This is a genomic window from Streptomyces sp. NPDC086519 (assembly GCF_040686075.1).
In the GTDB taxonomy this organism is placed as follows: domain Bacteria; phylum Actinomycetota; class Actinomycetes; order Streptomycetales; family Streptomycetaceae; genus Streptomyces; species Streptomyces shenzhenensis.
In genome coordinates this window covers 24,782-49,873 of sequence record NZ_JBFBJL010000054.1, presented here as the reverse complement: position 1 = coordinate 49,873, position 25,092 = coordinate 24,782, and the positions used below count along the sequence as shown (strand labels likewise).

Genomic DNA, 25,092 nt, shown 5'->3' with positions numbered 1-25,092 from the left:
TGGCGCACCAGGAAACCCCGGCGAGAGAGGCCACAGGCCAATTCATGACCATGACTGATCCGATCGCAGACATGCTGACGCGTCTGCGGAACGCGAACTCGGCGTACCACGACTCTGTGACGATGCCGGCGTCCAAGATCAAGTCTCACATTGCGGAGATCCTCCAGCAGGAGGGCTTCATCACGGGCTGGAAGGTCGAGGACGCCGAGGTCGGCAAGAACCTCGTCCTGGACCTGAAGTTCGGTCCCAACCGTGAGCGCTCCATCGCGGGCATCAAGCGGATCTCCAAGCCCGGTCTCCGGGTGTACGCGAAGTCCACCTCCCTGCCCAAGGTGCTGGGCGGCCTCGGCGTGGCGATCATCTCCACGTCGCACGGGCTCCTCACCGACAAGCAGGCCGGCAAGAAGGGCGTAGGCGGGGAAGTCCTCGCCTACGTCTGGTAGCAGAAGGGAACGGAGGAAACAGCTATGTCGCGTATCGGCAAGCTCCCCATCGCGGTTCCCGCCGGCGTGGACGTCACCATCGACGGCCGCACGGTGCAGGTCAAGGGCCCCAAGGGCGAGCTGACCCACACCATCGTGGCTCCGATCGACATCGCCAAGGGCGAGGACGGCACTCTCGCGGTGACCCGCCCCAACGACGAGCGTCAGAGCAAGGCCCTGCACGGCCTGTCCCGCACGCTGGTGGCGAACATGATCACCGGCGTGACCCAGGGTTACGTGAAGAAGCTCGAGATCAGCGGTGTCGGTTACCGCGTGACCGCCAAGGGCTCGAACCTCGAGTTCGCGCTCGGTTACAGCCACCCGATCCTGGTCGAGGCCCCCGAGGGCATCACCTTCAAGGTCGAGGCTCCGACCCGTTTCTCGGTCGAGGGCATCGACAAGCAGAAGGTCGGCGAGGTCGCGGCCAACATCCGCAAGCTGCGCAAGCCCGACCCGTACAAGGCCAAGGGCGTCAAGTACGAGGGCGAAGTCATCCGCCGCAAGGTCGGAAAGGCGGGTAAGTAAGCCATGGCATACGGGCAGAAGATCCTCAAGGGCGACGCCTACAAGCGCGCCGCGATCAAGCGCCGTCACATCCGGATCCGCAAGAGCATCTCCGGTACGGCGGAGCGTCCCCGTCTGGTCGTGACCCGCTCCAACCGCCACATCGTGGCGCAGGTGATCGACGACCTGAAGGGCCACACCCTGGCTTCCGCGTCCACCCTGGACGCGTCGGTCCGCGGTGGCGAGGGCGACAAGTCCGCGCAGGCCAAGCAGGTCGGCGCCCTGGTCGCCGAGCGTGCCAAGGCCGCCGGTGTCGAGGCCGTGGTGTTCGACCGTGGTGGCAACCAGTACGCCGGGCGCATCGCCGCCCTGGCGGACGCCGCCCGCGAAGCCGGGCTCAAGTTCTGAGCCGCTTGTAGCTAGCGGAAAGAGAGAGGTAATCCAATGGCTGGACCCCAGCGCCGCGGTGGCGGTGCCGGTGGCGGCGAGCGGCGGGACCGGAAGGGCCGTGACGGCGGCGCTGCTGCCGCCGAGAAGACCGCGTACGTTGAGCGCGTTGTCGCGATCAACCGCGTCGCCAAGGTTGTGAAGGGTGGTCGTCGCTTCAGCTTCACCGCGCTGGTCGTGGTGGGCGACGGTGACGGCACCGTGGGTGTCGGTTACGGCAAGGCCAAGGAGGTGCCGGCCGCCATCGCCAAGGGCGTTGAGGAGGCCAAGAAGCACTTCTTCAAGGTCCCGCGTATCCAGGGCACCATCCCTCACCCCATCCAGGGTGAGAAGGCCGCCGGTGTGGTTCTCCTCAAGCCGGCTTCGCCGGGTACCGGTGTTATCGCCGGTGGCCCCGTGCGTGCCGTCCTGGAGTGCGCCGGTATCCACGACGTGCTGTCGAAGTCGCTCGGCTCCGACAACGCGATCAACATCGTGCACGCGACCGTGGCGGCCCTGAAGGGCCTGCAGCGTCCCGAGGAGATCGCGGCCCGCCGCGGTCTGCCCCTGGAGGACGTCGCCCCCGCGGCCCTGCTGCGTGCGCGTGCCGGGGCGGGTGCGTGATGGCTCAGCTGAAGATCACGCAGGTCAAGTCCTACATCGGCAGCAAGCAGAACCACCGTGACACCCTGCGTTCCCTTGGTCTCAAGGGCATCAACACGCAGGTCGTCAAGGAGGACCGCCCCGAGTTCCGCGGCATGGTGCACACCGTCCGCCACCTCGTGACGGTCGAGGAGGTCGACTGATCATGGCGGAGCAGAACCCGCTCAAGATCCACAACCTCCGTCCCGCCCCGGGCGCCAAGACCGCCAAGACCCGTGTCGGTCGTGGTGAGGCGTCGAAGGGTAAGACGGCCGGTCGTGGTACCAAGGGTACGAAGGCCCGTTACCAGGTTCCGGAGCGCTTCGAGGGTGGCCAGATGCCCCTCCACATGCGTCTTCCGAAGCTGAAGGGCTTCAAGAACCCGTTCAAGACCGAGTACCAGGTCGTGAACCTCGACAAGCTGGCCGCGCTGTACCCCGAGGGTGGCGAGGTCACCGTCGAGGGTCTGGTGGCCAAGGGTGCCGTTCGCAAGAACGCCCTCGTCAAGGTCCTCGGCCAGGGTGAGGTCTCCGTGGCGCTGCAGGTGACGGTCGACGCCGTCTCCGGCTCCGCCAAGGAGAAGATCACCGCCGCCGGCGGCACTGTCACCGAGCTCGTCTGATTTTTCCGGACGTCTCGATGACGTAAGCGAATCCCGACCGGGGATACCTCACAATGGGGTATCCCCGGTTGGTCGTTCCTAGGGGGGCAGTGCGGCCGGTAAGGTGGCCAGCACTGTTCTTTTCTCATTCGTCGAACCTCAAGACCGTCACCCTTGACGCAGTTGCGCGGGGGTCGCAGGAGGCACCGTGCTCACCGCGTTCGCCCGGGCGTTCAGGACGCCCGACCTGCGCAAGAAGCTGCTCTTCACGCTCGGCATCATCGTGGTGTACCGGGTCGGTACCCACATCCCGATCCCCGGCGTCAACTACAAAGCCGTCCAGACGTGTGTCAGTGAGGCGTCCGGCAACCAGGGCCTCTTCGGTCTGGTGAACATGTTCAGCGGTGGCGCGCTGCTGCAGATCACGGTCTTCGCGCTCGGCATCATGCCGTACATCACGGCCAGCATCATCCTTCAGCTGCTGACCGTGGTCATCCCGCGCCTGGAAGCCCTGAAGAAGGAGGGCCAGGCGGGTACGGCGAAGATCACGCAGTACACCCGTTACCTGACGGTGGCGCTCGCCATCCTGCAGGGCACCGGCCTGGTGGCCACCGCCCGCAGCGGCGCCCTGTTCTCCGGCTGCACGGTGGCCTCCAGCATCGTCCCGGACCAGGCGATCTTCACCACCATCACCATGGTCATCTGCATGACCGCCGGTACGGCCGTGGTCATGTGGCTCGGCGAGCTGATCACCGACCGCGGCATCGGCAACGGCATGTCGATCCTGATGTTCATCTCGATCGCCGCGACCTTCCCGTCGGCGCTGTGGGCCATCAAGAAGCAGGGCACCCTGGCCGACGGCTGGATCGAGTTCGGCTCGGTCATCGCGGTGGGTCTGATCATGGTCGCGCTGGTGGTCTTCGTCGAGCAGGCCCAGCGCCGCATTCCGGTGCAGTACGCGAAGCGCATGATCGGCCGCCGTTCCTACGGCGGCACGTCTACGTACATCCCGCTCAAGGTGAACCAGGCCGGTGTGATTCCGGTCATCTTCGCCTCCTCGCTGCTCTACATTCCGGCGCTCGTGGCGCAGTTCGCCGGCGGCAACTCGGGCTGGAAGGAGTGGATCACCCAGAACCTGACCAAGGGTGACCACCCGATTTACATCGTTTCGTACTTCTTGCTCATCGTGTTCTTCGCGTTCTTCTATGTCGCCATTTCCTTCAACCCCGAGGAAGTCGCCGACAACATGAAGAAGTATGGTGGCTTCATCCCGGGCATCCGGGCTGGCCGACCGACCGCTGAGTACCTCTCGTACGTGCTCAACCGGATCACCTGGCCGGGTTCGCTGTATCTGGGGCTGATCGCTCTCGTGCCGACGATGGCGTTGGTGGGCTTTGGGGCAAGCAACAACTTCCCGTTCGGTGGTACCAGCATCCTGATCATCGTGGGTGTCGGCCTCGAAACGGTGAAGCAGATCGAGAGCCAGCTTCAGCAGCGCAATTACGAAGGGTTCCTCCGCTGATGCGAATCGTCCTCGTCGGGCCGCCTGGCGCCGGTAAGGGAACGCAAGCCGTTCGCCTTGCCAAGGAGCTGAAGATCCCGCACATCTCCACGGGCGACCTGTTCCGCGCCAACATCAGCCAGGAGACGGAGCTCGGGAAACTCGCGAAGTCCTACATGGACGCCGGCAACCTGGTCCCCGACGAGGTCACCATCGCCATGGCCAAGGACCGCATGGAGCAGGAGGACGCCGTGAACGGCTTCCTGCTGGACGGTTTCCCGCGCAACGTCTCGCAGGCCGAGGCGCTCGACGAACTGCTGAAGGCCGAGAAGATCAAGCTGGACGCCGTGCTCGACCTCGAAGTCCCCGAGGAAGAGGTCGTCAAGCGGATCGCCGGGCGCCGCCTGTGCCGTAACAAGGCGGAGCACGTCTTCCACGTGACGTACAGCCCGCCGAAGGCGGAGGGCGTCTGCGACGTCTGCGGCGGCGAGCTCTACCAGCGTGACGACGACTCCGAGGACACCGTCCGCACCCGGCTCGAGGTCTACCACACGCAGACCGAGCCGATCATCGACTACTACAAGGCGCAGGGCCTGGTCGCGACGATCTCCGCCCTGGGGCCGGTGGACGAGGTCACCAAGCGCGCGCTGGACGCGCTCAAGCGTGACGGGGACGACGAGAAGTAGTCCCTCGGCGGTTCTGGCCGCGGTGCCCTGCCGGGTGCCGCGGCCGTACTGTTGTGTTCGTGTTCGTGTTCGGCTGACGCCGACGTTGTCGCGAGTGATGGAGAGCGCAGGCCACCCATGGTGCAGATCAAGACCCCCGAGCAGATCGCCAGGATGCGGGCGGCGGGCCTGGTCGTGGCCGCGATCCACGCGGCCACCCGCGAGGCGGCGGTCCCCGGCGCCAGCACCAAGGACCTGGACGAGGTGGCCCGCAAGGTCCTCGCGGAGCACGGCGCCAAGCCGAACTTCCTGGGCTACGGCGGCTTTCCCGCCACCATCTGCACGTCCGTCAACGAAGTGGTCGTCCACGGCATCCCCTCGGAGGATGTCGTTCTCAAGGACGGCGACATCATCTCCATCGACTGCGGCGCCATCGTCGACGGCTGGCACGGTGACGCGGCCTACACCGCCTTCGTGGGCTCCGGTCACGCCCCGGAGCTGATCGAGCTCTCCCGGGTCACCGAGGAGTCGATGTGGGCCGGCATCGCGGCGATGAAGCTGGGCAACCGCCTGGTCGACGTCTCCCGGGCGATCGAGACGTACATCCGCCGCCAGCCGAAGCCCGGCGGCGGCAGGTACGGGATCATCGAGGACTACGGCGGCCACGGCATCGGCACCGAGATGCACATGGACCCGCACCTGCTGAACTACGTCGACCGGCGGCGGGGCAAGGGGCCGAAGCTGGTGCCCGGGTTCTGCCTGGCCATCGAGCCGATGGTGTCGCTGGGGACGCCCCGCACGGAGGTCCTGCCGGACGAGTGGACCGTGATCACCACGGACGGTACGTGGTCGTCGCACTGGGAGCACAGCGTTGCGCTGACCGAAGAGGGTCCGCTGGTGCTGACGGCGCCTGACGGGGGCAAGGCGAAGTTGGCGGAGCACGGCATCGTCGCCGCTCCGGATCCGCTGGGCTGAGTGCGCCTTCCGGGGTGCGGCCTCGTGCCGTCGGGCGACCGCCGGCACGAGGCAGTTTCTCGCGCCCACGCGGCGGAGCCGCACATCCCAACAGCCCCGCGCCCCTGAGGGGCGCTTCAGCGGGCGGCGCTTAATGATCTGGCCTCCTGGGCAGGCTTTCCCGATTCGTCTTTCCGGGTGCGCTGACGTAGACTGACTCGTCGGCTCTCGTGCATCCGCATGTCCGCATGCGTTCGTAGCGATGCGAGTGAGTCGATCAAGGTAGTCGATTCGAAGGGCGAAGCGTGGCCAAGAAGCAAGGTGCCATCGAGATCGAGGGCACTGTCGTCGAGTCTCTTCCGAACGCCATGTTCAAGGTCGAGCTCCAGAACGGCCACCAGGTCCTGGCACACATCAGCGGCAAGATGCGTATGCACTACATCCGCATCCTCCCTGACGACCGGGTCGTGGTGGAGCTGTCTCCGTACGACCTGACGCGTGGCCGGATCGTCTACCGCTACAAGTAGATCTTGCCCACGTCCCGTGTGAGCGGGGCTGCCGGCAACTGACCCGGAGAACCTCAATCCCATGAAGGTCAAGCCGAGCGTCAAGAAGATCTGCGACAAGTGCAGGGTGATCCGCCGTCACGGTCGGGTCATGGTCATCTGCGAGAACCCGCGCCACAAGCAGCGCCAGGGCTGACGCACGACCGATCCCTCTGCATCCACCGCAGAGATTCGCGCGACGCAAGCTGAATTTGTTCATACGCAGAATCCAGGCGCTGTAGCGCCTGACACCCCCGGTTCGGAGGCCGGGGACCCAGTTCGTACCTGATACGGCGGCTGGGAACCGGTTCTGCGGAAGACCTCCGACGATCACCAGGAGCCATTGAATGGCACGCGTTTCCGGTGTTGACATCCCGCGCGAAAAGCGCGTGGAGGTCGCCCTCACCTACGTGTTCGGCATCGGCCGGACACTCTCGCAGCAGACGCTGGCCGAGACCGGCATCGACCCGAACACCCGCGTTCGCGACCTGACCGAAGAGCAGCTGGTCGCCATCCGCGAGTACGTCGACAACAACATCAAGACCGAGGGTGACCTCCGTCGCGAGATCCAGGCCGACATCCGCCGCAAGGTCGAGATCGGCTGCTACCAGGGTCTGCGTCACCGCCGTGGCCTGCCCGTCCGCGGTCAGCGCACCAGCACCAACGCCCGCACCCGCAAGGGCCCGCGTCGCGCCATCGCCGGCAAGAAGAAGCCGGGCAAGAAGTAGTCCTCAGCGGACAACGCTTCATCAGCGGTCTTCGCTGTAGGACCGACCACCTCCCCGTAGGAGTTACTAGATGCCCCCCAAGGGTCGTCAGGGCGCTGCCAAGAAGGTGCGCCGCAAGGAAAAGAAGAACGTCGCTCACGGCCACGCGCACATCAAGAGCACGTTCAACAACACGATCGTCTCCATCACGGACCCGTCCGGCAACGTGATCTCCTGGGCCTCCGCCGGCCACGTCGGCTTCAAGGGCTCCCGGAAGTCCACGCCGTTCGCCGCGCAGATGGCCGCCGAGTCGGCTGCCCGCCGCGCCCAGGAGCACGGCATGCGCAAGGTCGACGTGTTCGTGAAGGGCCCGGGTTCCGGTCGCGAGACCGCGATCCGCTCCCTGCAGGCCACGGGTCTCGAGGTCGGCTCCATCCAGGACGTCACCCCGACCCCGCACAACGGCTGCCGTCCGCCGAAGCGTCGTCGCGTCTGACGCACGGGCTCATGGCGGCTCGGCTTTCGGCTGGGGGTGTGGGGGTTATCCCCCACATGTCGCAGTACGGCTGCCGTCCGCCGAAGCGCCGTCGCGTCTGACCTCGCTTCGCAGGGCTGCTCGGGCGGTACGGCTCCGTAAGGGCCGTGCCGCCCGTACCCTTGCAGTACCCGCGTCTTTCACGGCGCGGTTCCGTCGGGCGTCAAATAGCGGGCGTCCACGAAAGAAGGATCTGATCCACACATGCTGATCGCTCAGCGTCCCTCGTTGACCGAAGAGGTCGTCGACGAGTTCCGCTCCCGGTTCGTGATCGAGCCGCTGGAGCCGGGCTTCGGCTACACCCTCGGCAACTCCCTCCGCCGTACCCTCCTCTCCTCGATCCCCGGCGCGGCTGTCACGTCGATCCGGATCGACGGCGTCCTGCACGAGTTCACCACCGTGCCGGGCGTCAAGGAGGACGTCACCGACCTGATCCTCAACATCAAGCAGCTGGTCGTCTCCTCGGAGCACGACGAGCCGGTCGTGATGTACCTGCGCAAGCAGGGCCCGGGTCTGGTCACCGCCGCCGACATCGCGCCCCCGGCCGGTGTCGAGGTGCACAACCCCGACCTCGTCCTCGCCACGCTCAACGGCAAGGGCAAGCTGGAGATGGAGCTCACGGTCGAGCGTGGCCGCGGTTACGTCTCCGCCGTGCAGAACAAGCAGGTGGGCCAGGAGATCGGCCGTATCCCGGTCGACTCCATCTACTCGCCGGTGCTCAAGGTCACGTACAAGGTCGAGGCGACCCGTGTCGAGCAGCGCACCGACTTCGACAAGCTGATCGTCGACGTCGAGACCAAGCAGGCCATGCGTCCGCGTGACGCCATGGCGTCGGCCGGCAAGACCCTGGTCGAGCTGTTCGGTCTGGCGCGTGAGCTCAACATCGACGCCGAGGGCATCGACATGGGCCCGTCCCCCACGGACGCCGCCCTCGCCGCCGACCTCGCGCTGCCGATCGAGGAGCTGGAGCTCACGGTCCGCTCCTACAACTGCCTCAAGCGTGAGGGCATCCACTCCGTGGGTGAGCTCGTGGCGCGCTCCGAGGCGGACCTCCTGGACATCCGCAACTTCGGTGCGAAGTCCATCGACGAGGTCAAGGCGAAGCTGGCCGGCATGGGCCTGGCCCTCAAGGACAGCCCGCCCGGATTCGACCCCACCGCTGCGGCTGACGCCTTCGGGGCCGATGACGACGCGGACGCCGGGTTCGTCGAGACCGAGCAGTACTGAGAGCTCGGGCCATCCGGTCCGTACTCGGGTGCGGGTGCGCTGTGGCTTGTCGCGCCCACGCGACGGAGTCGCATGCCGACACCGCCCCGCGCCCCTTCCGGGAGCGCCCCTGCGGGGCTGCTCCCGGATCTCCGACGGGCGACCGCCTGCTCGGATACTGACCCCGGTACCTGATACGGCCGGGGCAGACACACAGGAGAAGAACCATGCCGAAGCCCACCAAGGGTGCCCGTCTGGGCGGCAGTGCCGCGCACGAGAAGCTGCTCCTCGCGAACCTCGCGAAGTCGCTCTTCGAGCACGGCCGTATCACCACCACCGAGGCGAAGGCGCGCAAGCTGCGCCCGTACGCCGAGCGTCTGGTCACCAAGGCGAAGAAGGGCGACCTTCACAACCGCCGTCAGGTGCTCCAGGTCATCACGGACAAGAGCATCGTGCACACGCTCTTCACCGAGATCGGCCCGCGGTACGAGAACCGTCCCGGTGGCTACACCCGCATCACCAAGATCGGTAACCGCCGTGGCGACAACGCGCCCATGGCTGTCATCGAGCTGGTCGAGGCGCTGACGGTCGCCCAGCAGGCGACGGGTGAGGCCGAGGCCGCGACGAAGCGTGCGGTCAAGGAGGCCGAGGAGACCAAGGCCGAGGAGACCGAGGCCGCCGAGGTCGTCGAGGACGCCAAGCCTGAGGGCGAGGAGCCGAAGGAGGCGTAAGGCCGTCCTTTGGCTGCCGGTCCGTCGTGGCTGGTCGCGCAGTTCCCCGCGCCCCTTTCGGGGCGCGTCAGTGGGCCCGTTCCTTATCAGGGACGGGCCCGCTTTCTTGCCCTGAGAGGATTCTCCCGTGAGTGACGAAGTTCAGCCCGGTTACGTCCGCGTCCGTCTCGACCTGTCCTACGACGGCACCCACTTCCACGGCTGGGCCAAGCAGGCCGGTGGGAAGCGGACCGTGCAGGGGGAGATCGAGGACGCGCTGCGGATCGTCACGCGGTCGCAGGGGACGGCGTACGAGCTGACCGTGGCCGGACGGACGGATGCCGGGGTGCACGCGCGGGGCCAGGTGGCGCATGTCGATCTGCCGGCCGGGGTGTGGGAGGAGCAGCGGGAGAAGCTGCTGAGGCGGCTCGCGGGGCGGCTGCCGAAGGACGTGCGGGTGTGGGCGGTCGGCGAGGCGCCGGCGGGGTTCGACGCGCGGTTCGCGGCGCTGTGGCGGCGGTACGTGTACCGGGTCGGGGACCGGCCGGGAGGTGTGGACCCGCTGCTGCGCAACCATGTGCTGTGGCACGACTGGGAGCTGGACGTCGATGTCATGGACGCCGCCGCGAAGTCCCTGACAGGGGAGCATGACTTCGCCGCGTACGCGAAGAAGCGCGAGGGTGCGACGACGATCCGGGAGATCCTCGGCTTCGGGGTGAGCCGGCGCGGCGACGGGGTCGTCGAGATCGAGGTCCGGGCCGACGCCTTCTGCCACAACCAGGTGCGGTCGATGGTCGGCGCGCTGCTGTTCGTGGGGGACGGGCACCGGGGCGTGGAGTGGCCGCGGAAGGTGCTGGACGCGGGGGTGCGGGACAGCGCCGTGCATGTCGTACGGCCGCACGGGCTGACCTTGGAGGAGGTTGCGTACCCGGCGCCCGACCAGCTGCTGGAGCGGCAGCGGCAGGCACGCCGGGTACGGGTGCGGACGGCCTGAGGGGTCAGCTGGCCAGGACCTTTCTGAAGGTCGGCTCCAGGAACGGCTCAAGGGACTTGGCGTAGCCGCCGGTCATGTGGCTGTTGTCCCAGTAGACGACGTGTCCGCCGATCACCGCCGGGCAGTAGCCGTTCGCGCAGAAGGCGGGGAGCGGGTTGATGACCGTGGCCCCGTACTTCTCCGCGACCTGTCGCTCCAGCTTGCGGAACTCGGGCAGGTCCACGGCGGTCTCGGACGGCAGGGTGCACCCGGCGGGGTCCTTGGAGTTCTCGGCCAGGCAGTCCGGGATGTTGAAGGTCGGCTTCGGGGTGTCGGCCAGGTAGACCAGGTCCGAGCCCATGGCCTTGAGCTTCCGAAACGTGTCCTCGGCGCCCTCGCGCACCGTGGTGTACTGGACACGGTTGGCCACCACGATGACGTCCGGCTTCAGCTTCCTGATGTAGGCGAGCGCCGTCTTGCGCCACTTCGGGCACTCCGTGTACTCACGCCCCAGATCCGCGCGGGTGATCTTGTAGACCTCCGGGGAGCAGCCGCTCTTGATGACCGTGACCACCTTGACGTGCAGTTTGAGGCCGAGCGTGTCGAAGGCGTCGCCCCACTGGTAGGCGTGCGAGTCGCCGAGCAGCACCATGGTCCGCTTCGACGTCCGGTCGCCGATCACGCAGTCGTCGTGCGGGCTGAAGCCGGTGACCAGCAGTTGGTCGATGCAGCCGTGGTCGCCCCGGTCGTTCGGGGACTTCAGCAGCGTGCTCTCGCTGACCTTGGGGGCGCCGCGCTCGTTCACCGCCCGCTCCACGGACTTGGTGCCGTTGAAGCCGGTGAGGGCGGCGGCGGTGCCCGCGGTGCCGAAGGACAGGTTGAGCGGCACCTGGAGCGCGACCACCATGGCGACGGCGGAGGTGGCCGTCAGGGTGCCGCCGGTGAGGATGCCCCGCCAGGGGCGGATGACCAGCTTCACGTTCTCCCTGAACCGCTTCTCGACGACGTAGTGCGTCGCGATGGCGATGAGGAAGGAGAGGACCGCCACCCGGAAGCGGTCGGAGTAGCCGAACTCCCAGCCGATGATGTGCGGCCAGAGGATCAGCAGCGGCCAGTGCCACAGGTACCAGCCGTAGCTGACCTTGCCGACGAAGTCGAAGACCGGGTTGTCGAGGAGCCGTTCCACACCGAGGCGGGGATTGGCGCAGCCGCCGGCGATGACCAGCCAGGCGCCCAGCACCGGACCGAGCACGGCGTAGCCGGGCAGCGGGGTGTGCTCCGTGATGAGGAGACCGGTGACCAGGGTGGTGGCCAGGCCCAGCCAGGAGACGACCGCGGCGAGCGCCTGCGGCATGCGGGAGACGAACGGCGCCCAGAGCGCGAGCAGCACGCCGAAGGCGAGTTCCCAGATGCGGGACTGGGTGCCGAAGTAGGCCAGCGGCTGGTTGCTGGTGGTCTCGGTGTATCCCAGGTAGAACGAGCCGCCCACCACAGCCGTCAGAACCGCCCCCACCAGCAGGCGGTTGCGGAACACGAGCCGGCTGAGCCATGCCACGACGAGGAGCACGATCGGGGTGGCGAGGTAGAACTGCTCCTCGATGCCCAGCGACCAGAAGTGCTGGTACGGCGACTGGCTGCCGTCGTTGGCGAAGTAGTCGGTGCCGTTCTCGGCCAGCCGCCAGTTGATGACGCTCAGCGAGGCGGCCAGTCCGTCGTCCATGTAGCTGCGGAAGCTGAACGGGCTCGCGTAGATCCAGGACAGCACGCCGGTGACGACGATGGTGAGGGCGGCGCCCGGTGCCAGACGGCGGAAACGGCGGGCCCAGAACTTGCTCAGGGACACCTTGCCGGTCTTGTCGATCTCGGCGAGCAGTTGGCCGCCGATGAGGAAGCCGCTGAGCACGAAGCTGACGTCCACGCCGCCGTGGATGTCGAGGATGCCGCAGTGCATGCAGACGACCATGATGATGGCGACGGCCCGCAGGCCCTGGATGTCCGGCCGGTACTTGCGCAGACGCTCTGTCTGAGCGGCCGTTGAACGATGGCTGGTCACGTCTCTCCAGTAAGTCCCGCCGGACGGCGGCTTCAGTGGACCGTCGGGCAGGCGACAGCCGTACCGCTGACGCGCACGCCCTGGGCGGGGATGCGGATGCCGCACGACAGCCGTAGCTGGGCGGGGAGTTCGTTCTGGGCGCCGACGTGTGTGTGACAGCCCACGACGGCCTCACGAAGAATCGATTCGCTGCCGATCGAGGAGTCGTGGTCCACCACGGACTCGTGCACTCGGGAGCCGGCGGCGACGGTGACGTCGGCGCCGATGATGGAGCGGTCGACGACCACGTGCGGGCCGATGACGGCGTTCGGGCCGACCGCCGAGCCGCCGGTCACGCGCGCGGTCGGGTCCACCACCGCCGTGGGGTCGATCAGCGCCTCGGCCGGGGGTCCCACCAGGGGCGAGGCCGCCCTTCCGGTTATCAGGTCGGCGGAGCCGTGCACGAAGGCCAGCGGGGTGCCGAGGTCTCGCCAGTAGTCGTCGGTGGTGTGGCCGAAGACCCGCCCGCCGTCCGCCACGAGCCGGGGGAAGGTCTCCTGCTCTACGGAGACCTCGCGGTCGCCCGGGATGGCGTCGAGGACGGACCGGCGGAAGACGTAGCACCCGGCGTTGATCTGGTCGGTGACGCACTCCTCCTGGGTCTTGGGCTTCTCCAGGAAGGAGAGCACCCGGCCCGCCGCGTCGGTGGGGACCAGGCCGAAGGCGCGTGGGTCGGCGACCCGGGTGAGGTGCAGTGTCACGTCCGCGTCCCAGGCCTCGTGCCGCGCCAGCAGGGCGCCGAGGCCGACACCGGAGAGGATGTCGCCATTGAGGACGAGCACCGGGGCGTCCGGCGCGGCGCCGCGCAGCAGGCGGCCGGCGTTGCGGATCGCCCCGCCCGTGCCGAGGGGGACCTCCTCCACGGCGTACGAGATCGCCAGGTCCTGGGAGAAGTCCCTGAACTCCTCCTCGAAGAGGCTCGCGAGATACGAGGTCGCGAAGACGACGTGCTCGACGCCGGAGGCCGTCAGCTTGGCGATCTGGTGCCGGATGAAGGAGGCACCCGCGACCTGGAGCAGCGGCTTGGGGGTGTGGTTGGTCAGCGGTCGCAGGCGGGTTCCCTTGCCGCCCACGAGGATGATGGCTTCCTGCATGATTCCTCGCTCGGTCAGCTCGTGGTGCCGGTGCCGGGGCCCGCGTAGTCGGAGCCGAAACAGCTCCTGATGGCCTTCTCGCTGAGGGGACGGCCTGCGAAGTCGAGCCGGGAGGCCGTCTTGTCGTCGGGCGGCGTGTTCGGGTCGTCCTCGAAGTGGATCGACCACCAGTAGACGCCTTGCATGTGCCGCTCCTGGACGACCTGGCAGACGGCCGTGTACCAGTTGGCCTGCACCTTCGTGTTGACCTTGCGGTGGCTGTAGAAGTCGCCCGGGGCGTGGTAGGCCCCGGTCATGGCCCCGATGCCGGACTCGGAGACGAGGATGTTCGGCAGCGCGCCGGTCGCTTTCCTGTCCAGCCACTTGTCCCAGCCGTCGACCAGGTCCTTGACGGGCGCGGTGTCCGGCACCTTGACGGGGAAGTAGGCGTCGACGCCGAGGTGCTTGACGGGCATGTTGATACGGCCCGTGACGTAGTTGTCCCAGTTGGAGTCGTAGGCGATCTCACCGGAGAAGGTCTTCTCGGCGGAGTCGACCAGGGCGTTCCAGCCCGGGTCGCCCTCCAGGGAGTTGAGCTCGGTACCGATCACGAAGGTGTTCGTCTCCGCCTTGCCGGCGGCTTCGAGGTACGGGGTGAGGAGCTTCTTGTACGAGGCGAACCAGGCGGACCGCGAGGCGGGCTCCACGTCGCCGCGCCAGCCGTCCTCGGGCTTCAGGGACGACTCGTCCATGATCGGGCGCAGCCGGGTGCGGAAACCGGCGTCCTTGAACACCTTCAGCACCCGTTCCAGCCGCTTCGGGGTCGGGGTCCTGGCGCCCGCCCACACCTCGTCGGACGTGCCGTTCTTGGTGTAGAAGGGGAAGGAGACCGACACCGAGTTGGCGCCCAGCCCGATGAGGTACTCGGCGTGCTTGCGGGCCTGCTTCTCGATGAAGTCGTCGGACAGGTTGGTCCTGTCGTCCTCCCAGTAGATCTGCACGCCCCACTGGGGCATGCCCGCCTTCCAGGGCTTGGCGACCTGGAGGGTGTCGGCGGACGCGGAGGGCGAGGCGGATGTCGTACCGGGGCGGGTGCCGTCGTCCGAGGTGGTGGACTCAGCGGGGTCGCCGAGGACGAGCCGGGGCAGGGCCGAGCCCGATTCCCAGCGCACCGGGTGGTCGCCGAGGACGAACGGGGTGCCCAGCACGACGGCGAGGACGGTCACCGGGAAGATGGCGAGCAGGGGCAGTCGCGAACGCATGTCAGTGGTGTCTTCCGAGAGGTCAGGCGGGCTTGGCGATCACGACGAACTTGTTCTCCTCGCGCCGGACGAACTTCATGAAGCCCTTGAAGCCGCCGAGCCCTTCCAGCACGGAGAAGACGGGGATGCAGGCGACCACGACGACCGGCTCCCACCACCTGCGCCGGCCGCTGAGCGACGCGAGCGCGTTCAGCCGCAGACCCTCCCAGTACGTCCAGATGACGTAGGCGAAGTTGAGGGCCCAGAGGAGGACGATGGACTGAGTCACCGGTGAGGTGTTCATGTCGTTGATCAGCCAGCCCACGAGCAGGACGGCGCCGATGTGCTGGAGCGGGCCGAGGATCCAGGTCGCCACGCAGATCGACAGGAACCAGCGGTAGCGCAGCGGCACGGCCCGGTTGAAGCAGAGCGCCACCAGACCCCAGGCCCAGCGTTCGCGCTGCTTGACGAAGTCGGCCGCGCTGGCCGGGGAGGCCCCGTAGCAGCGGCCGTTGAACCAGTCGCTGCGGCCCGGGTACGTGCGGCAGAAGGTCAGGGCGAGGCGGGCGTCCTCGACGATCTCCTTGGGACCGAAGTCCCAGCCGATCTCTGCCTCGATCGACGCGCGTAGTACAAGCAGCTCGCCGTGTACACCGGCTGCGGGAGTGCCGAGGCCGGTCAGGGCCCGGAAGCGGGCGATGTCGTCGGCGGGGCGCACCGCGTCGGCGAGCCAGGTGAAGAGGTTGACCGCGTTCTCGCGGGGGTAGGTCAGGATGCCCTGGGCCATGTGCTTGGCCTCGCCGGGCTGGGCGCGGCGCTGCCGGTTGATGAACTGGGCGAGCGAGGCCGCGGTGTCCGGGCCGACGCCGGTGTCGTCGTCCATGTGCAGCACCCAGACGTATTCGAGGGCCTCGCCCTCCGCGATGCGCAGCTCGTGGGCGTAGTGGTTGGCGCGGGCCTTGAAGCGGGTGCCGTTGGCCGGGACGTAGTCCTTGGGGACGGTGATCACCCGGATGAGCGGGTGGGAGGCGGCGAGCCGGTCGATGTCGGCCGCCGCCTCGCAGCCCTCCTCGGTGAGGATGTCGACCCGCATGTAGGGGAACCACTCCGGCAGGTGCTCGACGTAGGACAGGATCGAGCGCTCCAGGGCCGGGTAGGTGTCGTGGCGGCCGATGGTCGGGCAGAGTGCGATCAGGAAGTCCTGCTCGGCCGGGGCGGGCGGGGTCATCCGGTCGCTCTTGCGGACCCGGCGGCGGATCAGCAGGGCGCCCTGGAGACCGATCAGCACTCCGGCGGCCGGCAGGGACCAGACGACGGTCAGGATCCAGCTCATCAGTGAGGAACTGGGCCGGTAGGACCACAGTCCGAAGACGACCAGCAGGACGAACGGCAGCAGGAACGGCAGGATGCCGGGTTTCCATGAAGCGGTGCGTTTTGCCAGCTTCGCGCTGTGTCGCGAATGCGGGTTTCCCCCGTCGACCACTGTCGATGCCATACGGCTACATGCTCTTCCGTGAGATCGGCGGCCGCCGGACGGCATGGCTCGGTGACGGGTTGCGGTTGACACGAGAAACCTCGTCTCATCCGCCCCGCTCCGGGCTGTGATGGTGCCCCCCGGCGCCTTCTTCGGCGTTCTGCGGCCGGCTCAGATGCCCCCCCGGGCGTCCTGCGCCCCGGCCGTAACAAGAAAACAAATCCTGCCACGTAAGAATCTGCCATGAAACTTCGGTGAGCAAGATGTAGCTGGAAAGTAATAAATCTATGTCTTGTGCAACGACCTCCAGTCGAAACCCGTCCGGCTCGCGCCGGGACCGGCGATGACCTGCGGGGACGAATAAGTCGTTTTCACGTCTTCTGGAGTGTTCTTGCCGGTCGGACTGGAGGCATTGGCGTATGTCAGGGCCTGTCCCCATACCGTCCAGAGCACCCAGGGGGTGTCCGAAAGCGTTCTTGGCTGGGCGGAGCCGAGCGGAACGTAGAAGGATTCGGCCATGACGCGGGGCCGGTCGTAGCGCTCCAGGCCCCGGTACCAGACTTCGGTCCAGCGCCGGCCCCGGTACGGGCGCCGCGGGGTGTCGCTGTAGTCGTCCACGCCCACGACGTCGACGTACCGCCCGCCCGGGTAGTAGGCACTCGGCTCCCGCGCGAAGGTGCCCTCCCAGGCGCTGGGCGCCCACACGAAGAGGAGGTTGTGCAGACCGCGGGTGCCCACCAGGTAGTCGTATGTGACATGCCACAGCTTCCGGTAGGCGGCCGGATCCTGCCCCGCCCACCAGAATCCGTGCCCCAGCCGGGCGTTCATCTCGTGGTACGGCCGCAGCAGCACCGGCACCCCGTGCTCCGCGAGGTACTGCAGATGGTCGGCGAGATAGCCGAGGTCCAGGAGCAGGGCCTGGTGCTCGGCGGTGCCCTGGCTGACCACCCGGCCGAACCAGCCGCCGTCCCGGGCCGCGGGGGAGTTCTGGTAGCGGGTCTGCTCGAAGCCCTTGACGGTGCTGCCCGGGTAGGGCTGGTGGAAGGAGAAGCCCACGATGCCCGCCGGGCCGCCCCCGTTCTGCGGCAGGCTCACCCGGGCCCCGGAGGCGCAGTCGACGTGCGTGCCCGAGGGGTGGTACGACCCGTCCGCCGGCCGTGGCAGCCCCGCCCACACCCCGAGCGCCAGGTCCACCGCGTCCTCGGCGTACCCCCAGTACGTGCGGCAGCCCGGCCACGAGGAGCGGGAGTACGAGCGCGGCTCGCCCACCGCCCAGCCCGGCTGTCCGTACCCGGGCCCCAGGTCCACCTCCACGAACCCCGGGAACCTGCCGGTGATGTCGTGGGCCTTCTTGTAGTAGTAGCCGGGCTGCTTGGTGCCCCGGTAGTCGCCGTACGACGCGTTGTAACGCTCGTTGTGCAGCTCGACGTGCTGGCCGATCACCGTCCGGGACGGCTCGCCGCGCCGCGCCCGGTTCTCCAGGCCGGCGAGCAGGGCGTAGACCCGGCGGGCCGCGGGTGTCGCCCGCGGGTCCCGGGCGCGCAGGTCCACGGGGACCGGGCGCGGACCGCCGTCGGCGGTGTCGGGGCGGGCGGCCCACCATGCGAGGGGGGCGAGCAGCCCCGCCGTCACCCCGGCCCCGACGAGCCGGATCCGCCCACGCATCCGCATATGTCCCCGACCCCTCCCCGGCCACCCTGCGCGTCCGATTCTGCCTCGGAGCGGAAGGGGCCTGCCGATGTGGCCGAGGCGGAGGCGGCCTGGATGCCGTCGGCGCCACGGCCTGCCGAGGGGGCCCGGGGTGGAGGGGTGCGGTGGTGCCTGTTCGGCGGATCCTGCCGATGGCGGGGGCGCGGGGTGCGGTGCGCACGCCGTGCGCACGCGCCGACGCCGGTACGCGGCCGCCGGTTTCCTGTGGCCCGATCCGCCGGGCAGGCCCTAGTTCTGGGCCGCCGCCGACGCCTGGGCCTCGCCGCGGCGGTGGATCTGACGGAAGGTGAACTCCGCCAGGTCGTCACCCGTCTGGAAGACCTTGGTGTCCTTGGTGGTGACGTTCTTGCCGTTGAGGAAGCCCGCGGTGGTGAAGTAGGCGTAGCGGCCGTAGGAATTGGTCGTCGTACGGCAGACGCCGGAGTCGCAGAAGGCCTTCACGCCGGAACCGGCCAAGGCGGTGACGAAGCCCTTCTTGTCGGCCTCGGTCTTGGCCTTGCCCGCCTGCGCCTCGGTGTCGAAGACGGCCACGCCGACCGTGACCGCGACGCCGTCCTTGAAGTAGGTGACCCGCAGCAGGCGGGTGCAGTGGTTCTTGGTGAGGACGGCCGGGAGGGTGCCCTTGGCGGCCGTGGCGCAGTTCTTGGTGTCGGCCGTGGCGCCCTTCTTGTAGACCGTCTCGCCCATGGTCAGCTGGGTGCCCGGGAAGAGGGTCTCGGCACTCAGCGGTGCCGTGTCCTTCTTCACGTTGCCTATGAAGTCCTCCGGGTTCAGCGGCGGCGGCGCGCTGGTCGGCTCGAAGGACGGCGCCGAGTCGGCCGAGTCAGTGGGCAGCGAGGCGCTCGCGGGCAGGTTGGTGGGCGTGCCGGAGGCGTTGTTGTCGCCGCCCGCGGACACCACGGCCATGGCGACGGCCGTGCCTATCGCCAGCGTGGCGACCACACCGCCGCCGATGAACAGCACCCGGCGCCGCTTGTTCCGCGTTTCCGAGGCTTCGGCGAGCGATGCCCAGTCCGGCGTCTGCCCGGTGCCGGTGCTCCAGGGCTGCTGAGACTGCGGTTTCCACGGATCCCACTGGGACTGAGGTCCCCCCTGCCCATAACTCATGGGGCGCATCTTAGACGGGGGCAGGGGGGTGCCGGTGCGACAGTACGAACGGCGGCAGGGGGACCTTTGGGGGCAGGACGGCGCATCCTGGTACGGCGGCGCGCCGACGGTTTCCGCCAATGTCGGGCCAGGCTCGCCGGGACGCGGGGCGGGACCTCGTTTTGACCCGTCCGGGGCCGTCCTTGTACGCTTGCTCTTCGTTGTGTATTGGCTTGCTCATTCTCACGGGACGGGCCCTTACACCGGTCCACCGGGCCGATATGACCAGCGACCCCACTACGCGGTATGCGTCGCCGCCGTGCGGTCCAGGCTGTCGTGATCGTTTCGGTGACCTGTCAGGACCATTCACTCGAAGCGAAGGCTACGAACCGTGCGTACGTACAGCCCCAAGCCCGGCGATGTGACGCGCCAGTGGCACGTCATCGACGCTCAGGACGTCGTCCTGGGCCGTCTCGCCACCACTGCAGCGACCCTCCTCCGGGGCAAGCACAAGCCGATCTACGCGCCGCACGTCGACGCTGGTGACTTCGTCATCATCATCAACGCCGACAAGGTGCACCTGTCCGGCAACAAGCGGACCCAGAAGATGGCGTACCGCCACTCCGGCTACCCGGGTGGTCTGCGCTCCGTCCGCTACGACGAGCTGCTTGACAAGAACCCCGAGAAGGCCATCGAGAAGGCCGTCAAGGGCATGCTCCCCAAGAACACCCTGGGCCGTCAGATGCTCTCCAAGCTGAAGGTCTACCGAGGCGAGAACCACCCGCACGCTGCGCAGCAGCCGGTTCCGTTCGAGATCACCCAGGTCGCGCAGTAAGTCCGGCCACCCCCTAAGACTGAAGAGAATCTGAGGAGCATCGTGGCCGAGACCACTGCCGAGCAGCCGCTCGAAGAGCTTGACATCGACAGCTACACCACGGAGTCGGACGTCCCCGTCGAGGGCGAGTACACCTCCGAGTCCCTCGCGTCCCGTTTCGGCGAGCCGCAGCCGGCCGCCGGCCTGGGCCGTCGTAAGAACGCCATCGCCCGCGTCCGGATCGTCCCGGGCACCGGCAAGTGGAAGATCAACGGTCGCACCCTTGAGGACTACTTCCCCAACAAGGTGCACCAGCAGGAAGTCAACGAGCCCTTCAAGGTGCTGGAGCTCGAAGGCCGTTACGACGTGGTCGCCCGCATCGCGGGTGGCGGTGTCTCCGGTCAGGCCGGTGCGCTCCGTCTCGGTGTCGCCCGCGCGCTGAACGAGGCCGACGTCGACAACAACCGCGGCCCGCTCAAGAAGGCCGGCTTCCTCCGCCGCGACGACCGTGCGGTCGAGCGCAAGAAGGCCGGTCTGAAGAAGGCCCGCAAGGCCCCGCAGTACAGCAAGCGCTAATCACCAGCTGCCTGCACGTACTCCGAACGCCCCGGCGGCACGCCACCTGTGCCGTCGGGGCGTTCGTTTATCCCGGCCAAGGGCGTATAACGACACAAGACGCTCAAAGGCTGGTGTGATCGCATGACTAAGCGCCTGCCATCATGTCCGGGCAGCAAGGACGCTTCTTCAGGAGGACAAGTGGGACGACTCTTCGGCACGGACGGCGTGCGCGGTGTCGCCAACGCGGACCTGACCGCCGAGATGGCGCTCGGGCTGTCCGTGGCGGCAGCGCACGTGCTGGCCGAGGTGGGCACGTTCGAGGGCCACCGGCCGACGGCGGTCGTCGGACGCGATCCGCGCGCGTCCGGGGAGTTCCTGGAGGCGGCCGTGGTCGCCGGCCTCGCCAGCGCCGGTGTCGACGTCCTGACCGTGGGGGTCCTCCCGACACCGGCCGTCGCGTTCCTGACCGGCGACCTCGGCGCCGACCTCGGCGTCATGCTCTCCGCCAGCCACAACGCCATGCCCGACAACGGCATCAAGTTCCTCGCCCGCGGCGGTCACAAGCTCGACGACGAGCTGGAGGACCGGATCGAGGCGGTGTACGAGTCCCACCGGCACGGCGAGCCCTGGGAGCGGCCCACCGGCGCGGGCGTCGGCCGGGTCCGGCCGTACGGCGAGGGCTTCGAGCAGTACGTCACCCATCTCCTCGGCGTGCTCCCGAACCGGCTCGACGGACTGAAGATCGTCCTGGACGAGGCGCACGGCGCGGCCGCGGGGGTCTCGCCGGAGGCGTTCCGCCGGGCCGGGGCCGAGATCTTCACCATCGGCGCGGAGCCGGACGGGCTCAACATCAACGACGGCTGCGGATCGACCCACCTCGGCAAGCTGAAGGCCGCGGTCGTCGAGCACGGGGCCGACTTCGGCATCGCGCACGACGGGGACGCGGACCGGTGCCTGGCCGTCGACCACACCGGCGAGGAGGTCGACGGCGACCAGATCATGGCCGTGCTCGCCCTCGCCATGCGGGAGCGGGGCGCGCTGCGCGCCGACACCGTCGTCGCCACCGTCATGTCCAACCTCGGCTTCAAGCTGGCGCTGGAGCGGGAGGGGCTGCACCTCGTGCAGACCGCGGTCGGCGACCGGTACGTGCTGGAGGAGATGAAGGAGCACGGGTACGCCCTCGGCGGCGAGCAGTCCGGCCACGTCATCATCCTCGACCACGCGACGACCGGCGACGGCACGCTGACCGGGCTGCTGCTGGCGGCGCGGGTCGCCGAGACCGGGCGGTCGCTGCGGGAGCTGGCGGGCGTGATGGAGCGGCTGCCGCAGGTGCTGATCAACGTCCCCGACGTGGACAGGACCCGGGTGAAGACGTCGGGCGACCTGGCGGCGGCGGTCGCCGAGGCGGAGCGGGAGCTGGGGGAGACGGGGCGGGTGCTGCTTCGTCCCTCGGGGACCGAGCCGTTGGTGCGGGTGATGGTCGAGGCCGCCGACATCGAGCAGGCGCGGTCGGTGGCGGGGCGGCTGGCGGACGCGGTGAAGTCGGCGTTGGGCTGACGCGTACGACGCGAACACAGCGCCGAGGCCCTGCCGGACCGCGTCCGGCAGGGCCTCGGCGCAGTGGAGCCGTCCACCGCGTCCGGCGATCGGCTGCCGCCCGTCACGCGCCCGGGCGGGCGGGTATGGTCTGTGGGATGCCGAGAGTCAAGGTCAGTGTCGTCGTACCCGTGTACAACACCGGGAAGTACGTCGACGAGTGCGCGCCGTCGCTGCTGGGGCAGTCCCTGCCCGCCGACGAGTACGAGGTCATCTACGTCGACGACGGTTCGACCGACGACACACTGGCCCGCCTGGAGAAGATCGAGGCGGAGCACCCGAACGTGCGGGTGCACACCCGGCCCAACTCGGGCTGGCCGGGTGCCCCGCGCAACCTGGGCATGAGCCACGCCAAGGGCGAGTACATCCAGTTCGTCGACCACGACGACACGCTCGGCCCCGAAGCGCTGGAGCGGCTGTACGAGCACGCGAAGAACAACGACGCCGACGTGGTGCTCGGCAAGATGTCCAGCACCATGGTCCGGCCCCGCCGGCTGTTCCGGCACACGGTGGACGCCTGCACCATCGAGAACGACGAGCTCATGCAGAGCATGTCGCCGCACAAGATGTTCCGGCGGGCGTTCATCGAGGAGCACGGCCTGCGCTTCCCCGAGGGTCCCTGGATCCTGGAGGACCTGCTCTTCGTCAGCGCCGCCTACCTCAAGGCCGAGCGGATCTCGGTCCTCGCCGACTACCCCTGCTACTACTGGATGAAGCGGGACGACGGCGGCAACAACACCCAGCACCGCTTCAACCCGCGGCACGGATTCTGGGACAACTGCCGCACCATCGTCCGCCAGATCAAGGACGGCACACCGGCCTCCGACGACATCGACGGCCTCCAGAACCGGCTCCTGCACCGCCTCTACCACGTCGAGATCCTCTCCCGCACCCGCGAGCCCGAGATCCTGCGCGAGGATCCGGCCGAGCAGCGGCAGCGCTTCGGGGCGGCCCGCGAACTGGCGCTGGCGGAGTTCCCGGCGGCCGTACGCGAGGGCCTGCCCACCGTGTCCCGGCTGCGCGCCGAACTCCTCGAACGCGGTGACTTCGAGGGGGCCTTGGCGCTCGCCGAGCGCGCCCGCGAGGTGACGGCCCGCAGCGAGGTCGGCGCCCTGCGCTGGGCGGACGGCCGGCTGGTCGCCGACGTGACGCTGAGCCTGCTGCGCGGGGACGGTGAGCCGCTGGTCCTGGTCGAGCGGGACGGGAAGCAGTGGCTGGACCCCGAGCTGCTGGCGGGCGTGCCCGGCACCGGGGACGGCTGGGAGGTCCGCGACCCGTTCCGGATGGCGTACGCGGAGCTGGTGGTCAAGGACCGGGACCGGGAGGACTGGTGGTATCCGGAGGGCGACCTGGAGGTGCGCCTGGAGCCGCTCGGCGAGGGCCGCTCGCGGCTGGTCGCCTCCGGGCGGCTGATCCTCGACCCCGAGCGGCTCGCGGGCGGCCGTCCGCTGGAGCGCGGGGTGCACGACGTGTGGGCGTACGTCCAGCTGCTCGGCCTCGACCGCATGGTCCGGGTCACCGGCGACGGCGTCCCGGGTGCCCCGGCCACCGGCCCGGCGCTGACCGGCGGGCGGCTCGCGCTGCCGTACTGGACGGGCAGCGGCCAGCTCGCCCTCGACATCGACCAGCGCCAGCGCAGGCTCGGCCCGGACACGGCCGACGCCGCGGCGCGGAACGCCGAGCGCGGCGCACGCTCGCTCCCGTTGCCCTATGTGGCGGCGACGGAGGGCGCGCGGGCCAAGGTCAAGGTCACCGTGGCGGCCCTCACCGTGGACGCCGACCTTGCCCCGGCCACGGGCGGCACGACGGCCGAACTGCGCCTGCCCGCCCGCTTCAGGCTCCCCTCCGGCCGCCACCCGGTGACCCTCCCGAAGACCGACACCCCCCTCGCGTACGCCGTCGTCCGTGACGGCGCCCTGCTACGGCTGGAGGGCCCGGCCTACGCGGCGGGAGCCGGACGCCGACTGGTGGACGCGCTCGCGGACAACGGCGGGGTGCGGAAGGCACGGCGCCGGCTGCGGCGGGGCTGACGCGGCGGGCGGCCGGCCGGACGGCCGCCGGAGCTAGACGGCCTTCCGCCACACCCACTTCTGCACCAGCAGGGTGCAGATGCCGGCCAGGACGATGCCGAAGAGGTTCAGCAGGAGCTGTTCCGACGAGCGCCCGGCCTGGTTGGTGTCGCTGTAGATCAGGGCCACGGCCGCGTTGGCGGCTGCGGGCACCGTGGTGACCGAGATCGCGACGCCGACCAGGGCGCCGGACTTGGCGGAGGTCAGGGAGAGCGTGCCGGCGGCGCCGGCCAGGAGGGCCACGACGAACGAGAACCAGTCCGGCGCGTAGATGAAGCCGGTGTTGGGGCGGTCGGCCTCCAGCTGGGCCCTGGTGAACAGACCGACCGCGTCCATGAACAGACTGAACCCCGCCGTCACCGCCATCGCCGCCGCGAACCCCACCAGCAGCGCCGTCAGGGAGCGCAGGGCCAGACGCGGGGCGCGCTGCACGACGGCCGTGCAGATGCCCGCGAGCGGCCCGAACTCCGGCCCCACCGCCATCGCGCCCACGATCAGGATCGCGTTGTCCAGCACCACACCGCAGGCCGCGATCATCGTGGCCAGCGTTATGAAGGCGACGTAGGTGAACGAGAGCGTCGACTCCTCGTGCGTCGCGTCGGTGAGGTGCTCCCACAGAACGGCGTCGGCGCCCTCGCCGGGCGCCTCCGCCTCGGCCTTGTCGGCGCGCTTGGACAGGCTCAGATCGATGTTCTCGACGGCGATGGATCCGGTGCGGTCGAGGCCCAACTCCTGTAGCCCGGTGAGCAGTTCGTCACCCGCCTCCCGGGCCACGTCGCACATCACCACGTCCCCCACGGGGTTGCGGGCGGCGCCCGGCAGCACGACCAGATGCGTGGTGCCGATCGTCTTCTCGATCAGACGGACCACGTCGTCGGTCGTGGCGGACGGCGTGATCAGGCGCAGGTGCAGCATGGGGGCAGGCTAG

27 protein-coding genes are annotated in these 25,092 nt (G+C 68.8%); 20 read left to right on the top strand and 7 right to left on the bottom strand.

Going from position 1 to position 25,092, the window contains the following annotated elements:
• Positions 1-44: 44 nt before the first annotated feature.
• The 16 genes from rpsH (at position 45) to truA (ending at position 10,472) form a co-directional block, all read left to right on the top strand.
• On the top strand, positions 45-443 hold the full coding sequence (rpsH, locus tag AB0P24_RS36280; RefSeq protein WP_089099428.1) for a 30S ribosomal protein S8: 399 nt from the start codon (positions 45-47) through the stop codon (positions 441-443).
• Positions 444-467: 24 nt separating this feature from the next.
• Positions 468-1,007, top strand: coding sequence for a 50S ribosomal protein L6 (gene rplF / locus AB0P24_RS36275; RefSeq protein WP_089099427.1), 540 nt, complete (start codon positions 468-470; stop codon positions 1,005-1,007).
• Between the two features lie 3 nt (positions 1,008-1,010).
• The gene (gene rplR / locus AB0P24_RS36270) at positions 1,011-1,394 is read left to right on the top strand and encodes a 50S ribosomal protein L18 (protein ID WP_365801612.1); all 384 of its coding nucleotides are present in this window, start codon (positions 1,011-1,013) and stop codon (positions 1,392-1,394) included.
• Positions 1,395-1,430: 36 nt separating this feature from the next.
• Positions 1,431-2,036, top strand: a complete 606-nt coding sequence (gene rpsE, locus AB0P24_RS36265) for a 30S ribosomal protein S5 (RefSeq protein ID WP_003992370.1) — start codon at positions 1,431-1,433, stop codon at positions 2,034-2,036.
• The gene (rpmD, locus tag AB0P24_RS36260) at positions 2,036-2,218 is read left to right on the top strand and encodes a 50S ribosomal protein L30 (protein WP_003974250.1); all 183 of its coding nucleotides are present in this window, start codon (positions 2,036-2,038) and stop codon (positions 2,216-2,218) included. The genes rpsE and rpmD overlap by 1 nt, the downstream gene beginning before the upstream one ends.
• Before the next feature lie 2 nt (positions 2,219-2,220).
• Positions 2,221-2,676 (top strand): 50S ribosomal protein L15, encoded by a 456-nt coding sequence (rplO, locus tag AB0P24_RS36255; protein WP_030233862.1) that lies wholly within the window; start codon positions 2,221-2,223, stop codon positions 2,674-2,676.
• Positions 2,677-2,863: 187 nt separating this feature from the next.
• Entirely contained in the window at positions 2,864-4,177 is a 1,314-nt protein-coding gene (gene secY, locus AB0P24_RS36250; RefSeq protein ID WP_365801609.1) for a preprotein translocase subunit SecY, read from the top strand.
• Positions 4,177-4,842, top strand: coding sequence for an adenylate kinase (locus tag AB0P24_RS36245; RefSeq protein ID WP_365801607.1), 666 nt, complete (start codon positions 4,177-4,179; stop codon positions 4,840-4,842). Before secY ends, AB0P24_RS36245 begins: the two co-directional genes overlap by 1 nt.
• A 117-nt stretch (positions 4,843-4,959) precedes the next feature.
• Complete coding sequence (map, locus tag AB0P24_RS36240) at positions 4,960-5,796, top strand: type I methionyl aminopeptidase (RefSeq protein WP_365801605.1); 837 nt, start codon at positions 4,960-4,962, stop codon at positions 5,794-5,796.
• A gap of 284 nt (positions 5,797-6,080) precedes the next feature.
• Positions 6,081-6,302 carry a translation initiation factor IF-1 gene (infA, locus tag AB0P24_RS36235; protein WP_003948620.1) on the top strand — a complete coding sequence of 74 codons (222 nt, stop codon included), beginning with the start codon at positions 6,081-6,083 and terminating at the stop codon, positions 6,300-6,302.
• A 61-nt stretch (positions 6,303-6,363) separates the two neighbouring features.
• Entirely contained in the window at positions 6,364-6,477 is a 114-nt protein-coding gene (rpmJ, locus tag AB0P24_RS36230) for a 50S ribosomal protein L36 (RefSeq protein WP_003998809.1), read from the top strand.
• Between the two features lie 190 nt (positions 6,478-6,667).
• A complete protein-coding gene (rpsM, locus tag AB0P24_RS36225; protein ID WP_031167100.1) occupies positions 6,668-7,048 on the top strand; it encodes a 30S ribosomal protein S13 in 381 nt (126 codons plus the stop codon).
• A 70-nt stretch (positions 7,049-7,118) separates the two neighbouring features.
• Entirely contained in the window at positions 7,119-7,523 is a 405-nt protein-coding gene (gene rpsK, locus AB0P24_RS36220; protein ID WP_003956432.1) for a 30S ribosomal protein S11, read from the top strand.
• Between the two features lie 243 nt (positions 7,524-7,766).
• The gene (locus tag AB0P24_RS36215; RefSeq protein WP_003966937.1) at positions 7,767-8,789 is read left to right on the top strand and encodes a DNA-directed RNA polymerase subunit alpha; all 1,023 of its coding nucleotides are present in this window, start codon (positions 7,767-7,769) and stop codon (positions 8,787-8,789) included.
• 206 nt (positions 8,790-8,995) lie between these two features.
• Entirely contained in the window at positions 8,996-9,499 is a 504-nt protein-coding gene (gene rplQ, locus AB0P24_RS36210) for a 50S ribosomal protein L17 (protein ID WP_365801603.1), read from the top strand.
• Positions 9,500-9,626: 127 nt separating this feature from the next.
• Positions 9,627-10,472: a tRNA pseudouridine(38-40) synthase TruA gene (gene truA, locus AB0P24_RS36205; RefSeq protein WP_365801601.1), complete on the top strand. Its 846-nt coding sequence runs from the start codon at positions 9,627-9,629 to the stop codon at positions 10,470-10,472.
• A gap of 4 nt (positions 10,473-10,476) precedes the next feature.
• On the opposite strand, the gene AB0P24_RS36200 is transcribed toward truA, so the two are convergent.
• The 6 genes from AB0P24_RS36200 to AB0P24_RS36175 form a co-directional block, all read right to left on the bottom strand.
• Positions 10,477-12,504, bottom strand: coding sequence for an acyltransferase family protein (locus tag AB0P24_RS36200; protein WP_365801599.1), 2,028 nt, complete (start codon positions 12,502-12,504; stop codon positions 10,477-10,479).
• Between the two features lie 32 nt (positions 12,505-12,536).
• Positions 12,537-13,637, bottom strand: coding sequence for an NDP-sugar synthase (locus AB0P24_RS36195; RefSeq protein WP_365801597.1), 1,101 nt, complete (start codon positions 13,635-13,637; stop codon positions 12,537-12,539).
• A 14-nt stretch (positions 13,638-13,651) separates the two neighbouring features.
• Positions 13,652-14,878, bottom strand: a complete 1,227-nt coding sequence (locus AB0P24_RS36190) for a hypothetical protein (RefSeq protein ID WP_365801595.1) — start codon at positions 14,876-14,878, stop codon at positions 13,652-13,654.
• Positions 14,879-14,900: 22 nt separating this feature from the next.
• Positions 14,901-16,352, bottom strand: coding sequence for a glycosyltransferase family 2 protein (locus tag AB0P24_RS36185; RefSeq protein ID WP_365801594.1), 1,452 nt, complete (start codon positions 16,350-16,352; stop codon positions 14,901-14,903).
• Between the two features lie 264 nt (positions 16,353-16,616).
• Complete coding sequence (locus AB0P24_RS36180; protein WP_365801593.1) at positions 16,617-17,996, bottom strand: glycosyl hydrolase; 1,380 nt, start codon at positions 17,994-17,996, stop codon at positions 16,617-16,619.
• Positions 17,997-18,269: 273 nt separating this feature from the next.
• On the bottom strand, positions 18,270-19,148 hold the full coding sequence (locus tag AB0P24_RS36175; RefSeq protein ID WP_365801591.1) for a hypothetical protein: 879 nt from the start codon (positions 19,146-19,148) through the stop codon (positions 18,270-18,272).
• 370 nt (positions 19,149-19,518) lie between these two features.
• On the opposite strand from AB0P24_RS36175, the gene rplM reads away from it, so the two are divergent.
• The 4 genes from rplM (at position 19,519) to AB0P24_RS36155 (ending at position 24,125) form a co-directional block, all read left to right on the top strand.
• Positions 19,519-19,962: a 50S ribosomal protein L13 gene (gene rplM, locus AB0P24_RS36170; protein WP_076087999.1), complete on the top strand. Its 444-nt coding sequence runs from the start codon at positions 19,519-19,521 to the stop codon at positions 19,960-19,962.
• Positions 19,963-20,004: 42 nt separating this feature from the next.
• Positions 20,005-20,517 (top strand): 30S ribosomal protein S9, encoded by a 513-nt coding sequence (rpsI, locus tag AB0P24_RS36165; RefSeq protein WP_181801315.1) that lies wholly within the window; start codon positions 20,005-20,007, stop codon positions 20,515-20,517.
• Positions 20,518-20,697: 180 nt separating this feature from the next.
• Positions 20,698-22,056, top strand: coding sequence for a phosphoglucosamine mutase (gene glmM / locus AB0P24_RS36160; RefSeq protein WP_365801589.1), 1,359 nt, complete (start codon positions 20,698-20,700; stop codon positions 22,054-22,056).
• Positions 22,057-22,193: 137 nt separating this feature from the next.
• Complete coding sequence (locus tag AB0P24_RS36155; protein ID WP_365801587.1) at positions 22,194-24,125, top strand: glycosyltransferase; 1,932 nt, start codon at positions 22,194-22,196, stop codon at positions 24,123-24,125.
• Between the two features lie 33 nt (positions 24,126-24,158).
• Here AB0P24_RS36155 and AB0P24_RS36150 read toward each other — a convergent pair whose 3' ends face one another.
• On the bottom strand, positions 24,159-25,079 hold the full coding sequence (locus AB0P24_RS36150; protein WP_365801585.1) for a DUF389 domain-containing protein: 921 nt from the start codon (positions 25,077-25,079) through the stop codon (positions 24,159-24,161).
• Positions 25,080-25,092: the final 13 nt, after the last annotated feature.

What these genes read in the sequence shown, in the direction of transcription:
- rpsH (WP_089099428.1), top strand. Translation starts at nt 45, where the DNA reads ATGACCATGACTGATCCGATCGCAGACATGCTGACGCGTCTGCGGAAC.
- rplF (WP_089099427.1), top strand. Translation starts at nt 468, where the DNA reads ATGTCGCGTATCGGCAAGCTCCCCATCGCGGTTCCCGCCGGCGTGGAC.
- rplR (WP_365801612.1), top strand. Translation starts at nt 1,011, where the DNA reads ATGGCATACGGGCAGAAGATCCTCAAGGGCGACGCCTACAAGCGCGCC.
- rpsE (WP_003992370.1), top strand. Translation starts at nt 1,431, where the DNA reads ATGGCTGGACCCCAGCGCCGCGGTGGCGGTGCCGGTGGCGGCGAGCGG.
- rpmD (WP_003974250.1), top strand. Translation starts at nt 2,036, where the DNA reads ATGGCTCAGCTGAAGATCACGCAGGTCAAGTCCTACATCGGCAGCAAG.
- rplO (WP_030233862.1), top strand. Translation starts at nt 2,221, where the DNA reads ATGGCGGAGCAGAACCCGCTCAAGATCCACAACCTCCGTCCCGCCCCG.
- AB0P24_RS36245 (WP_365801607.1), top strand. Translation starts at nt 4,177, where the DNA reads ATGCGAATCGTCCTCGTCGGGCCGCCTGGCGCCGGTAAGGGAACGCAA.
- map (WP_365801605.1), top strand. Translation starts at nt 4,960, where the DNA reads ATGGTGCAGATCAAGACCCCCGAGCAGATCGCCAGGATGCGGGCGGCG.
- rpmJ (WP_003998809.1), top strand. Translation starts at nt 6,364, where the DNA reads ATGAAGGTCAAGCCGAGCGTCAAGAAGATCTGCGACAAGTGCAGGGTG.
- rpsM (WP_031167100.1), top strand. Translation starts at nt 6,668, where the DNA reads ATGGCACGCGTTTCCGGTGTTGACATCCCGCGCGAAAAGCGCGTGGAG.
- rpsK (WP_003956432.1), top strand. Translation starts at nt 7,119, where the DNA reads ATGCCCCCCAAGGGTCGTCAGGGCGCTGCCAAGAAGGTGCGCCGCAAG.
- AB0P24_RS36215 (WP_003966937.1), top strand. Translation starts at nt 7,767, where the DNA reads ATGCTGATCGCTCAGCGTCCCTCGTTGACCGAAGAGGTCGTCGACGAG.
- rplQ (WP_365801603.1), top strand. Translation starts at nt 8,996, where the DNA reads ATGCCGAAGCCCACCAAGGGTGCCCGTCTGGGCGGCAGTGCCGCGCAC.
- AB0P24_RS36195 (WP_365801597.1), bottom strand. Translation starts at nt 13,637, where the DNA reads ATGCAGGAAGCCATCATCCTCGTGGGCGGCAAGGGAACCCGCCTGCGA.
- AB0P24_RS36190 (WP_365801595.1), bottom strand. Translation starts at nt 14,878, where the DNA reads ATGCGTTCGCGACTGCCCCTGCTCGCCATCTTCCCGGTGACCGTCCTC.
- AB0P24_RS36185 (WP_365801594.1), bottom strand. Translation starts at nt 16,352, where the DNA reads ATGGCATCGACAGTGGTCGACGGGGGAAACCCGCATTCGCGACACAGC.
- AB0P24_RS36180 (WP_365801593.1), bottom strand. Translation starts at nt 17,996, where the DNA reads ATGCGTGGGCGGATCCGGCTCGTCGGGGCCGGGGTGACGGCGGGGCTG.
- AB0P24_RS36175 (WP_365801591.1), bottom strand. Translation starts at nt 19,148, where the DNA reads ATGAGTTATGGGCAGGGGGGACCTCAGTCCCAGTGGGATCCGTGGAAA.
- AB0P24_RS36155 (WP_365801587.1), top strand. Translation starts at nt 22,194, where the DNA reads ATGCCGAGAGTCAAGGTCAGTGTCGTCGTACCCGTGTACAACACCGGG.
- AB0P24_RS36150 (WP_365801585.1), bottom strand. Translation starts at nt 25,079, where the DNA reads ATGCTGCACCTGCGCCTGATCACGCCGTCCGCCACGACCGACGACGTG.